The sequence below is a fragment of the Aggregatibacter actinomycetemcomitans DSM 8324 genome (assembly GCF_000372365.1).
GTDB lineage: Bacteria > Pseudomonadota > Gammaproteobacteria > Enterobacterales > Pasteurellaceae > Aggregatibacter > Aggregatibacter actinomycetemcomitans.
Window position 1 is genome coordinate 24,842 of sequence record NZ_AQUU01000008.1, and the last position, 12,618, is coordinate 37,459.

At 45.9% G+C, this 12,618-nt stretch carries 12 protein-coding genes; 3 read left to right on the top strand and 9 right to left on the bottom strand.

Translation table 11 applies throughout. The features are described 5' to 3' along the window. Window positions 1-7: 7 nt before the first annotated feature. Window positions 8-766, top strand: a complete 759-nt coding sequence (locus A3CS_RS0105645; protein ID WP_005545882.1) for an iron ABC transporter ATP-binding protein — start codon at window positions 8-10, stop codon at window positions 764-766. Between the two features lie 107 nt (window positions 767-873). Here A3CS_RS0105645 and mepM read toward each other — a convergent pair whose 3' ends face one another. Next, the gene (gene mepM / locus A3CS_RS0105650; protein WP_012820973.1) at window positions 874-2,406 is read right to left on the bottom strand and encodes a murein DD-endopeptidase MepM; all 1,533 of its coding nucleotides are present in this window, start codon (window positions 2,404-2,406) and stop codon (window positions 874-876) included. A gap of 188 nt (window positions 2,407-2,594) precedes the next feature. Between mepM and znuC the strand changes: the two genes are divergently transcribed. Continuing rightward, complete coding sequence (gene znuC, locus A3CS_RS0105655; RefSeq protein WP_005545878.1) at window positions 2,595-3,368, top strand: zinc ABC transporter ATP-binding protein ZnuC; 774 nt, start codon at window positions 2,595-2,597, stop codon at window positions 3,366-3,368. 11 nt (window positions 3,369-3,379) lie between these two features. Then, window positions 3,380-4,165 carry a zinc ABC transporter permease subunit ZnuB gene (gene znuB, locus A3CS_RS0105660; protein ID WP_005545876.1) on the top strand — a complete coding sequence of 262 codons (786 nt, stop codon included), beginning with the start codon at window positions 3,380-3,382 and terminating at the stop codon, window positions 4,163-4,165. Window positions 4,166-4,559: 394 nt separating this feature from the next. Here the strand turns inward: znuB and A3CS_RS0105665 are convergent, their stop codons facing one another. The 8 genes from A3CS_RS0105665 to rsxA all read right to left on the bottom strand — a co-directional run bounded on the left by A3CS_RS0105665 (window position 4,560) and on the right by rsxA (window position 12,521). Then, window positions 4,560-5,927: a sodium-dependent transporter gene (locus tag A3CS_RS0105665; protein WP_005545874.1), complete on the bottom strand. Its 1,368-nt coding sequence runs from the start codon at window positions 5,925-5,927 to the stop codon at window positions 4,560-4,562. A 24-nt stretch (window positions 5,928-5,951) separates the two neighbouring features. Next, complete coding sequence (gene nth, locus A3CS_RS0105670) at window positions 5,952-6,587, bottom strand: endonuclease III (protein WP_019518317.1); 636 nt, start codon at window positions 6,585-6,587, stop codon at window positions 5,952-5,954. Between the two features lie 146 nt (window positions 6,588-6,733). Continuing rightward, window positions 6,734-7,519 (bottom strand): electron transport complex subunit E, encoded by a 786-nt coding sequence (locus tag A3CS_RS0105675; RefSeq protein ID WP_005544007.1) that lies wholly within the window; start codon window positions 7,517-7,519, stop codon window positions 6,734-6,736. Continuing rightward, window positions 7,512-8,132, bottom strand: coding sequence for an electron transport complex subunit RsxG (rsxG, locus tag A3CS_RS0105680; protein WP_005544008.1), 621 nt, complete (start codon window positions 8,130-8,132; stop codon window positions 7,512-7,514). The genes A3CS_RS0105675 and rsxG overlap by 8 nt, the downstream gene beginning before the upstream one ends. Before the next feature lie 6 nt (window positions 8,133-8,138). Beyond that, the gene (gene rsxD, locus A3CS_RS0105685) at window positions 8,139-9,218 is read right to left on the bottom strand and encodes an electron transport complex subunit RsxD (protein ID WP_005545871.1); all 1,080 of its coding nucleotides are present in this window, start codon (window positions 9,216-9,218) and stop codon (window positions 8,139-8,141) included. 10 nt (window positions 9,219-9,228) lie between these two features. Next, complete coding sequence (gene rsxC / locus A3CS_RS0105690; RefSeq protein WP_019518318.1) at window positions 9,229-11,349, bottom strand: electron transport complex subunit RsxC; 2,121 nt, start codon at window positions 11,347-11,349, stop codon at window positions 9,229-9,231. Further along, the gene (gene rsxB, locus A3CS_RS0105695) at window positions 11,350-11,940 is read right to left on the bottom strand and encodes an electron transport complex subunit RsxB (protein WP_005585539.1); all 591 of its coding nucleotides are present in this window, start codon (window positions 11,938-11,940) and stop codon (window positions 11,350-11,352) included. It abuts the gene before it with no gap. Further along, window positions 11,940-12,521 (bottom strand): electron transport complex subunit RsxA, encoded by a 582-nt coding sequence (rsxA, locus tag A3CS_RS0105700; RefSeq protein ID WP_005538237.1) that lies wholly within the window; start codon window positions 12,519-12,521, stop codon window positions 11,940-11,942. Before rsxA ends, rsxB begins: the two co-directional genes overlap by 1 nt. Window positions 12,522-12,618: the final 97 nt, after the last annotated feature.

Sequence of the window (12,618 nt, forward strand, 5' to 3'; positions counted from 1 at the left end):
ATGCATTGTGATTAAAATCGAAAATATCACCTATAAGATCGGTCATGCCACCATTTTAAATAACATCAATCTCACCATTCCCAATGGCGGGATTACCGCCCTCATCGGCGCTAACGGCGCGGGGAAATCGACCTTGTTGTCTTTAATCGCCCGTCTCAATCCCATTCAGCAGGGAAAGATTTGGTTAAATGAAATGGATATTGCCACCACGCCATCGCGCATCATCGCGCAGAATCTGGCGATTTTAACCCAAGATAACGTGATTCATAGCCGTATTACCGTGCAGGATCTGCTCTTTTTCGGGCGCTACCCGCATCACCAAGGCAGACCGACGGAAGAAGATAAAAACATTATTCAGGCGGCATTAAAACGTTTCGATTTGGATGCACTCGCCTACCGTTTTTTAAGCGAACTTTCCGGCGGGCAACGGCAACGGGCGCTGATTGCCATGACGTTCTGCCAAAAGACCGATCACGTTCTGTTGGATGAACCGCTCAATAATCTGGATATGTTCCACGCCCGCGAACTCATGCGCCTGTTACGCCAACTCACCAACGAACTGGCACTCACCACCGTGATGGTAGTCCACGACATCAACATGGCCGCTGCCTATGCGGACATCATCGTTGCCATGAAAAACGGCGAAATTGCCATGATAGGCACCCCGGAAGACATCATCACCAAAGCGAATTTAAAAACGATATTTAATCTGGACGCGGAAGTGCTGGAACATCAAGAAAAGCGTTTAGTGGTGCATCATATGTAGTATTTGCTACTTTCTTTATTTATTACAAAGAAAAGTGCGGTGGTTTTCTCAGGTGTTTTTAAAAACACTTAAAAAATCCACCGCACTTTTTAGAAACGGGTTTGAAATCAGCGCAACAAGCGTTCTACTTCGTTGGCTTTAACAAGGAATTGTTTACGTTCCGCCGTACCCATGCCGCTGCTTCCCCCCGGAAGTTTAACGGTAAGCGGATTGACCGGACGCCCGTTAATATGGAATTCGTAGTGCAAATGCGGGCCGGTAGAACCGCCGGTGTTGCCGGACAACGCGATACGCTCCCCTTTTTTCACTGTTTGCCCTACTTTTACTAGCGGTCTGCTGAGGTGCATATACACGGTTTGGTATTCACGGGAGTGGCGTAGCACCACATAACGACCGGCACCGTAAGCCTGATAGGCGATTTTCTCTACCGTGCCGTCTGCCGGCGCAATAACCGGTGTCCCTGTCGGCATCGCAAAATCCACCCCTTTATGTGGTGCAATGCGTCCCGTAATCGGATGGCGGCGACGCGGATTAAACGGAGATGAAACGCGCGCCTGACGTTGCAACGGGTAACGGGCAAAGCCTTTACCTAAGGTTTCCCCCTGGCGGTTGTAATAACGACCGTTGCTGGCTTGGATCGCATAATAACTTTTGCCGCTGCTCACAATATGAATGGCTTCCACATTACCCTGCCCGGTCCGTTTGTCTTCCAGATATTCACGGGAAACCAAAATAGAAATCTTCGTGCCTTTTTTCAGTTGTTTCAGGCTGACCTGCCATTGTAACGCAGAGAATAATTGATAAATCTGACGATTATCCAAACCGAGTTTCTTCAGGCTGCTGACGAAAGATCCTTCCATTTCGCCACGCAACACTTCACGTTTCCAAACACTTTTTTTCTCCACAATTTGGCGTTTAAATTTGCCATCTGTCTGAAGTTCATAAATGTGTTCTTTTTTCTGGGAAACCAGCCAGTTCAAATATTCCAGCTCTCCGTCATTATTTAAAATCCAGTAAAATTGTTGCCCTGCCTGTAAATGTTTCAATTCCGGATAAGAAGCGATAAGCTGTTTACTGGTGTCATCTTCCAAACCGGACAACTCCAACACGTCTTTTAAGGCATCTCCTTTGACAACGGTGTGACTGAACTGATCTTTAATCCGAATCGCCTGATCGGCAACATCTAAAATATTGGTGATCGCATTTTTCGCATCGTCCGGCAATTTATCCAAATCATCAAATTCGTCGTGAGTTTTGACTTCTTCCACTTCATCATCTTTGCCGACATCATCGTCATAAGAGGTGGCGTTATTATCAATTGTGCTGATACCCAGAGTATCTGCCAGAATCCGTAATTCATGGGAAACTTCGTTGGCGAACGACATAGTGTAAGCAGAAGCCGGGTAAAGATCGTCGGATAAAATATCTTGAAATTGATCACTGCCATTGGCAAAACCGTTACCTTTTGAGGAGAAATAGGAGTAAGTCGGATTATTGACAGTGTCGATTTTTTTGGAGGCAGAATCATTTAAATGCAAAAAAAAACCGGCAAAAATAGAAAAAAGCGCAATAAAAAAAACAATCGCTTTAATACGCGATTTTCTTTTGCGGCGATCTCTTGCCAGTTTTATATGTTGCACGACGTTGATTCCTTGACTGCATATTGTGGTTTAAGTGTATTTATGACCAAGCAAATATTAAAAAATTCAGCAAAAAATATTAAATGCCAAATAAACAGCGTAATTATACACATAAATCGGCTGGTAACTTGTTAAATGATAAAAAATAAGTTATTTTTAGCGCAATTTTTCTTCAAAAGAACCTAAAAATGCAAATTAGTGCAATCAGACTGCCTTTAGTCGAGTTAAAAAACATCAATGTGAAATTCGGACAACAAGCCGCTTTGCAAAACATTAACCTGACTGTTTACCCCAATTCGATCATCACTATTGTCGGGCCAAACGGTGGCGGCAAATCCACCTTATTGAAAGTGCTGCTAAAACTGCAACAGCCTACTTCCGGCAACGTGATTTACAATAAAAATATTCGTATTGGTTATGTGCCGCAAAAAATCTATCTGGATCCCAATCTGCCGATCACCGTGGAGAAATTTTTATCCCTGAAAAAAGGCATCCGCCCACAGGATATCCGGCAAGCAATGGCACTACTATCTATTAGCCACCTCATCCATAACAGTATGCAAAAGCTGTCCGGCGGCGAAATGCAGCGCGTATTGTTAGCACGTGCTATTTTAAATAAACCAAGTTTATTGGTATTAGATGAGCCCACTCAGGGTGTGGACATCGCCGGACAGGCTGAGCTGTATCAGCTCATTCACCAAACCCGCGAAAACCTGAATTGCGCGATTCTCATGGTGTCGCATGATTTACATATTGTAATGGCAGACACCAACGAAGTGTTGTGCATTAATCAGCATATTTGCTGCGCCGGCACGCCGGAAACCGTCTCCAACGATCCGACCTTTATTCACTTTTTCGGAGATCAATTTTCCAAAAATATTGCTGTTTATACACACCATCACAATCACCGGCACGATATGCACGGTAACATTCACCGTGTGGAACCAAAACAATCTCAATAACGACTGACATTATGTTTGATATTCTCTTTCCCGCCTGGCTGACAGGCATCATTCTTTCACTGATTACCGCACCATTAGGGGCTTTTGTCGTGTGGCGCAAAATGGCGTATTTCGGCGACACCCTTTCTCACTCGGCACTCCTCGGTGTAGCATTAGGAATTTTTCTGCAAATCAATCCTTACATTGCTATTTTAGCACTCACCTTGTTGCTTTCCATCGCGCTGGTATGGCTGGAAAATAACACTCAGTTTTCCATCGATACCCTGCTCGGCATTATCGCCCACAGTTGCCTTTCCATCGGCGTGGTTACGGTCGGCTTGCTGAAAAATGTGCGGGTGGATTTAATGTCTTATTTGTTCGGCGATTTACTGGCAATTAACTATCAGGATTTATGGTATATCGGCATTGGCGCAATTATTGTGTTAGCGGCACTATGCTATTTCTGGAAGCCGTTAATTTCCGCGACCATCAGCCCGGAACTGGCGCAAGTGGAAGGCATTAACGTGAAAAAAATGCGTTTTATTCTGATGATCTTAACCGCTTTAACCATCGCCTTAAGCATGAAATTCGTCGGTGCATTGATCATCACTTCACTACTGATTATTCCTGCCGCCACCGCCCGACGCTTCGCCCGCACGCCGGAAACTATGGCCATTATCGCCGTCTTCATCAGTATGATCGCTGTCTCCCTCGGTTTGACCTTATCCGCATACTACGACACCGCCGCCGGTCCTTCCGTGGTTATCTGCTCTACATTCCTGTTTCTTTGTTCTTTATTAAAAAAACAGCAGGGTTAAAATTTGCCGAAAAAAATAACCGCACTTTATCTCCCTAATAACGAAAATATTCATGTATTGCCTATTCTGATTCATCAATACCTTTAAATTGTCGGGAATAAAACATCTGATGTTAACATGCTGAAAAAACGCTCTATTACCGCATTCAATTTCTGTATTAGTTCATGCTCTGTATAGCATAAGGCAAACTGTCATTGTGAACTATCATCTCACGCCAACAGGTAAACCCATGAAGGCAGACTAGATCAGTATGAATAACCGATAAATCCGTTTTGTTTAATTGGACCGGTATATTTTTCGGCATTAACGAGACTCAGCCGAAAGTCAGCCACATCTACAACCAACAATCATGGGTTGTAGATGTCCTACTTTTAAGATACAGCGCATTTTTTGGTTAAATCAGGTTACTGATAAAAATCACCAAAATAATAAACGGAACGACAAATTTCACATAATTAAACCAAACCTTGATAAAGGTGGAATTCAGGGCCGGGGAGAGTTCTTTTTTCGCTTCCTCTTTTAATACGAAACCGACAAAAATAGCGCAACCCAGTGCGGTGAGCATAAACAGAATGTTGCCGCTGACGAAATCAAAGGCATCAAAAATACTTTTGCCGAAGAAAGTGACGTTTTTCCATACATTATCGCCGAGAATCGCCGGCACGTTGCCTAATAAGAAAATCCCGCCGAGGGTCAAAATAATGGCTTTGCTTCGACGCATTCTGAGTTTTTCCTGTAAAGCGGTGATGATGACCTCGTAAATGGTGATGGAAGTAGTCAGCGCGGCGATCAACAGTAAACTGAAGAAAACAATGGCGAAGAATTTACCCGCCCATAAATGGGAGAACACAATCGGTAGGCTTTGGAATACCAAGGTTGGTCCGGCGTTCGGTTCAATGCCGAAGGTGAATAGCGAAGGGAAAATCATGAATCCCGCCAGCACTGCAATAATGGTGTTGGTGAAACCGGTGATGACGGCGGTTTGAATAAGATTTTCTTCTTTATTTAGGTAACTGGAAAGGGTGATTAATACACCAAAACCAAGACTTAACGCGAAGAAAACCTGTCCTAATACGAAAATAAATAATTCGGCTGTGATTTTGGAGAAATCGGGTTTTAGGTAAAAGGTGATCCCTTCCATGGCGCCCGGTAAAGTGATATTGCGAATCACCATGCCGATTAAGAAAATAAAGAGCAACGGCATAAGGTACCTCACAGCGCGTTCAATGCCGCCGATAATGCCTTTTGCCAAAATGATGTAATTCACTAACGCAAAAAGTGCGGTGTAAATAATGATTTCTAAGGGACTGTTGCTGATGTGTACTTCGTAGAAATCTTGGGCGACTTCTTTTGTGATAGTAGTGGAAATATCCAGCGTGCCGGTGATTAAGTTGATGATGTAGGTGATTACCCAGCCGCCAAGCACCATGTAATACGCCATGATACCGAAGGCGCCGAGCAAGCCCATATAACCGATGATTTTCCAATATTTGGAAATGCCTTTATCGAGAATTTTGTCGCCGAAGGCATCAATAGAGTTCACCCGCAAACGGCGACCGATGACGTTTTCCACTAAGATCATCGGGATCCCGATTAAAATCATGGCTAAACAGAATAACAACACATAGGCACCGCCGCCGTGTTCGCCTACCAAATAAGGAAAGCGCCATGTTGCACCAAAGCCTACGGTTGCACCGGCGACAGTAAGCACATAAGTTAAGCGACTGGACCAGGTTTGTCGTTCCGGTTTCGTTGTTGTCATAAGTTTTCCTGTATCTCTTAAATTTTAATATTCCGTTTTATCTTTATATTCACATAAATCTTCAATAATGCACGCCCCGCAACGGGGTTTGCGCGCCACGCAGGTATAACGCCCGTGCAGAATCAGCCAATGGTGCACATCCACTTTAAATTCGGCGGGCACCACTTTAATCAATTTTTCTTCCACTTTCACCACATCTTTGCCGGGTGCAAAGCCGGTACGATTACACACGCGGAAAATGTGGGTGTCCACAGCGATAGTGGGATGTCCGAAGGCGGTGTTTAGCACCACATTAGCGGTTTTTCTGCCGACACCGGCAAGGGCTTCTAAGGCGGCGCGATCTTCCGGCACGTCGCCGTTGTGTTTTTCAATTAAATCACGGCAGGTTTTGATGATATTTTCCGCTTTGCTGTTAAACAAACCGATGGTTTTAATGTACTCCTTCAAACCATCCACACCTAACGCCAAAATCGTTTGTGGGGTATTGGCGACGGGAAACAGTTGGTCCGTCGCCTTGTTCACGCCTTTGTCGGTGGCTTGTGCCGATAGAATCACCGCAATTAACAATTCAAAAGGGGAACTGAAATTCAGTTCCGTCGTTGGGTGCGGATTAGCAGCGCGTAGGCGTTTTAGGATTTCAATTCTTTTTTCTTTATTCATAAACTTCCTTTTACTTTTTTGCTTGTGCAAAAAATACACACCAAGCTAATTTGCTTATCTGAGCTTGGTTAGAATTTTCCTAAGAATTCAAAGTCGCTCAGACAAATTATATGAGGATAAATTATCTGAGCATTATTTCTTTTAAACTACTTTTTTGTATCTATTACATTTTTTAAGGCTAACAACAAAGCTAAACCAATAAATGCGCCGGGAGGCAAAATCGCAAGTAACAGATTACTGTCATTGTGGAAAAATTCAATCCGCATGAATTTAGCCCAATCGCCCAGCAAATTTTCGATGCCGTCAAATAAAGTACCGTTGCCGATGATTTCGCGGATGCCGCCGAGCGCTACTAAACTGAATAACATCCCTAATCCCATGGAAAAACCGTCAAAGGCGGAATGGGAAATGCTGTTCTTGGAAGCAAAGGCTTCGGCGCGACCGATCACAATACAGTTGGTGACGATGAGCGGAATAAAAATCCCGAGAGATTGATAAAGCGCGTAGGTATAGGCATTCATCAATAATTGCACAGCGGTTACCGTGGTTGCGATGATCATCACATAAATCGGAATGCGGATTTCATTGGGGATGTGCTTACGGAAAAGAGAAACTACCGTGTTCGTACACGTCAGCACAAGCATGGTGGCTAAACCCAGCCCGAGGGCGTTGGTCACGGAGTTGGACACCGCCAGCAGCGGACACAACCCAAGCAGTTGCACCACGGTGGAGTTGTTGGTCCAGATGCCCTGAATGAAAATCGTTTTCCAAATGCTTTTTTCATTTGAAATATTATTCATAAGCTCACTTGTTCGCTTATTCACCCCTTCGGGGCCGTTGGCAGAACCAACGTTCAAAAAATGTTGTTTTTTGTCAACCGCACTTTTGGCTTCGGTTTGTTGCAGTTCTTGTGTTTCGTCTAATTTATCCATCACTTTCTCTCTCTTTCGGCAGATTATCCAGCATAGCCAATGCCGCCCGTTTCACTTGGTTAACCACAGCGCGGGGCGTGATGGTGGCACCGGCGAATTGATCGAATTTACCGCCGTCTTTTTTCACCGCCCATTCTGCGGCATTTTCGTTGCTGATAACCTGATGATCAAAACTTAAAACCCAGTTGGAAATGCGGGTTTCAATTTTATCGCCTAATCCCGGGGTTTCGTGGTGTTCCGTAATGCGCACGCCAAGCACTTCGCCATCAGGTTTCATGCCCACCAAAATATGAATATCGCCGGAATAGCCATCATGCGCCGTGCTTTCAAAGGCATAGGCAGTAGTCACGCCGTCTTTCTTTGCCGTGCATATTTTGCTTATCTCCACGACTTGTAATGTCCCCGCTTGCGGTGCATAACAAGCCTGCGTCAGATCATTATTGAAGTAATCCTGCGGGATCACTTGTAGTAACAGTTCCTGTTGCTGTGCCTGTATTGCCTGCTTGATTTTATCTTTGGTTAAAAAGTAAATGCCACCGGAAATTATTGTGCAGCAAAACGCAACAAACGCCAACAATATAGCGGATTTAGAAGTGACTTTAATGGTTTGCATACTCTCTTACCTCCGATGACCGGCAACCCGCGGGCGGGTATAGTGATCAATTAACGGCACGCAAATGTTGCTGAGTAAAATCGCGAAGGCGACACCGTCAGGATAGTTGCCATAAAAACGGATTAAATACAACAAGCTTCCTACCAACGCACCGAACACCAATTTGCCGCGCGGCGTGATGGAAGCTGTGACCGGATCGGTGGCGATAAAGAATGCGCCGAACATCATGGCGCCGCTCATTAACTGCGCCGGTAAGCTTAATTGCGCGCCGTTGCCGAATAATTCGGTCAGTAAATCTAACAACGCAAAACTGCCTAACATGGCTGTAGGGATTTGCCAGTGAATGATTTTTTTTAGAATTAAGAATACACCACCGATAAGAAACGCCACGTTAATTTGCCACCACCCTTGCGCAAGGTCCCAGCCATTTTGCGTAAAAATTGGTAATTTCACCAAATCGTAAAATGCCACATCGGCGCTGCAATCGGAACAAAGGGCTGAATAGAAAGTTCGTGCGCTGTCGAGCGGAGTTGCCTGTGTAATGCCGTCAATGGATGCCGTTAATTGGTGCAGACTAAAACCGTCGGAGGTCAGCCCTGAAAAAATCAACAATGCCGCATCATGAAAGGTCGGCGGTTCCGCCAATAATGCGATAGGTGGCATCCAAGTAGTCATTTGTAACGGGAACGACACGAGCAGCACCACATAACCCACCATGGCAGGATTAAACGGATTTTGCCCCAAGCCGCCATAAACGTGCTTGCCGAGAATCACTGCACAAAACGTACCAATCAGAATAACCCAGTAAGGTGCGTAAGGTGGGATGGCAACGGCGAGAATAAGTGCGGTCAAAATCACGCTAAAATCGGAAATGTAACTTAACATCCTTTTTTTGCGTAACCGCGTTACCGCCAATTCCAGCAATAATGCAAACATAATTGCCAACGCCGATTGAATCAACACACCAAAGCCGAAATAATGAACTTGCAAAACGATTGCCGGAATCATGGCAAAAATCACCCAAAACATCACGCGCGCCGTGAGCTTGCCGGAATGGGTATGGGGTGAACTTATCATCTTAAACATTTATCGTTCCTTAATCTTGTTGCGTGTTTTCACGTTGGGCTTTCTTCGCTTTCGCACGGGCAATAGCGGCGGCAACAGCGGCTTTGCGCGGATCGTTCTCTGCGCCATTTTCATCGGAAATATTAACCGCACTTTTTGCCGTTTCGGGTTCGCTTGATTCTGCGTTTTCCGTTTGCTGCGCAACTTTCTTCGCTTTCGCACGGGCAATGGCGGCAGCAACAGCGGCTTTACGCGGATCGGTTTCCGCGCCATTTTCACCGGAAATATTAACCGCACTTTTTGCCGTTTCAGGTTCGTTTGCTTCGACGGCTTCCGTTTGCTGCGCCGCTTTCTTGGCTTTCGCACGGGCAATGGCGGCGGCAACGGTAGATTTTTTATCCTCAAGTGCGGTGGTTTTTTCTAGCGTTTTTTCTAGCGTTTTTTCTAGCGTTTTTTCTAGCGTTTTTTCTGTTTTCTGCGACGGCGAGTGTGCCGCTTCCGCCTGACGGGCTAAACGACGGGCTTTGCGTTGTGCCATGATGTCGCTGTTGTCAGGCAGGATATGACCTTTTTCGTCAACAATGGTTTTCTGTTCTGCCTGCGTAGCTTCCGTCGTTTCGGCTTTTTTCGCTTTTAAGCGCGCTAAGGCGGCAGCCACCGGATCCACGCCTTTTTGTTGCGCCAATTCTTCACGACGGGCGGCTGCAGCACGTTGTGAGCGATCTTTGCGTTCCTGTTCTTCCCGTTCCAAACGGGCTTGGCGTTGTTCAAAACGTATTTTAGCTTCTTCCGCCAATTTGGCTTTGTGTTTGATTTCCCAGATTTTAGCTTTTTCCCGGCGGAAATATTGAATTAACGGAATGTGACTTGGGCAAACATAAGCGCACACGCCGCATTCAATACAATCTTTGAGGGAATATTCTTCCGATTTTTCGTGATCTTCGCTGCGTGCAAACCAATACAATTGCTGCGGCATGAGTTTCACCGGGCAGGCATCGGAACAGGCAGAACAGCGAATACAATTTTTTTCTTCTTCCGACGGGGCGTATTCAAAATGATCCGGCGCCAACAGGCAGTTGGTCACTTTGGTCATCGGCGCATTTAAATCGGGCAGAATAAAGCCCATCATCGGACCGCCCATGAAGACCGGGAAACGATCGTCGTATTGATAGCCCGTTTCGCGCAACAAGTGATAAATCGGCGTTCCAAAACGCGCCCAATAGTTGCCTTTATCGGCGATTTTATCACCGGTGAGGGTGACGACGCGCTCAATCAGCGGTTCATCATCCATCACTGCGCGTTTAATAGCAAAAGCGGTGCCGATGTTTTGCATCAGCACGCCGATACCGGAGGAGCGTTGACCGCTAGGTACCTCCATGCCGGTCAGCACTTGAATTAACTGTTTTGCCGCGCCGGAAGGGTATTTGGTCGGAATCACTCGGATTTCAATATCGTTGGCGCCGTGTAAGGCGCGTTCCAAGGATTTCACCGCTTTTGGTTTATTATCTTCAACGGCGATCACCACTTTCTCAGGGCGTAAAATGTAGCGCAAAATACGCACGCCTTCGATAATTTCATCAGCATAATCACGCATTAAGCGATCGTCGCAGGTAATGTAAGGTTCACATTCCGCGCCGTTAATAATCAGTAATTTCACCTGTTTCTCGGCGGAATGAATTTTTGCCGCGGTCGGGAATACCGCGCCACCCAGACCGGCAATGCCCGCCTGATAAATTTTTTCGATTAACTGTTCCGGCGTTTGGCTAAGGAAATCCTCCAACGGGGTTTGCTCGCGCCATTGATCTAATCCATCCGCTTTAATATGCACACAGGTTTCCGGTAGACCGGAAGGATGGGCGGTGACATAAGGCATCACATCAATGACCGTGCCTGAAGTAGGCGCATGAACCGGCAGCGAACGCAAACCGTCCCCCTGGGTGAGCGGTTGACCTTTCAAAACATGATCGCCGCATTTTACCAATAAATTGCCCGCTGTGCCGGCGTGTTGTTTCAGAGGAACGTAGAAATTATCGGGCAACGGCAAGGTACGAATAGGCGCGCGGTTGGATTGGGATTTCATGTCGGGCGGATGAATGCCGCCATCGAATTCCCAAAGCTTGCCACTGTTGAAACGGGTTAATACATCAGCCATTTATTTCCCCACAATGATTTTCTTTTCGGCCGATGTGGTGTCAATAATCGGAATGACTAAATTAGGATCGAATTTCCAATCCCAGCTATCAATATTTTTTTCCACTTTAATCATCGAAATACAACTAGTCGGGCAGGGAGCAACGCAAAGTTCGCAGCCTGTACACAAATCGGGAATAATGGTATGCATGGATTTGTTGGTGCCGATAATGGCATCCACCGGGCAGGCTTGGATACATTTGGTGCAGCCGATACACATATTTTCATCAATAAATGCCACTTTCGGTTCGGGATCTTCTGCTAAATCCGTTTCCGGCGCATCAACCCCCAGCAACTCGGCAATTTTAATCACTGTCGGGCGGCCACCCGGAATACATTTGGTAATCACATCACCGTTAGCAATGGCTTCTGCGTAAGGTTTACAACCGGGATAACCGCATTGCCCGCATTGGCTCTGCGGCAAAATAGCATCAATTTTTTCCACGATGGGATCGGCTTCCACCTTCAGTTTAACCGACGCAAAGCCCAAAATGGCGCCAAAAATCAGCGCCAACACAGCTATGGCAATGAGTACGTAGTGGAAGGTAGTCATTATAGTTTCACTAATCCGGTGAAGCCCATAAAGGCAAGCGACATTAAGCCTGCCGTAATCAGGGCGATGGACGCGCCACGAAACGGCATGGGCACATCGGCGGCAACCAGACGTTCACGCAAGGCGGCGAATAAGACTAAAACCAAAGCGAAACCAGCGGATGCGCCGAAGCCATAAGCCACGGATTCCGTTAAATTATGAGCAAGATTGACGTTCAATAACGCCACGCCAAGCACCGCACAGTTGGTGGTAATCAGCGGCAGGAAAATGCCCAATAAACGATATAGAGTCGGGCTGGTTTTATTGATGACCATTTCGGTAAATTGCACCACCACGGCGATCACTAAAATAAACACTAGGGTACGTAAGAACGTGGCGTTTAAAGGCGCGAGAATATAATTATCGATCAAATAAGAACACAACGCCGCCACCGTCAGCACGAAGGTTGTTGCCAAGCCCATGCCGATGGCGGTCTCGATTTTTTTTGAAACGCCCATAAAAGGGCAAAGCCCAAGGAATTTCACCAGCACGAAGTTATTAATTAATGCCGTGCCGATGATCAGTAAAATATAATGTGTCATAGAGTTCTATTCGTTCGTGTAAGCGGTGTATTATCGCTATTTACGGGCTTAAGAACAATAAAAAATTGGGATAAATTCTAGCAAAAACGATCGCACT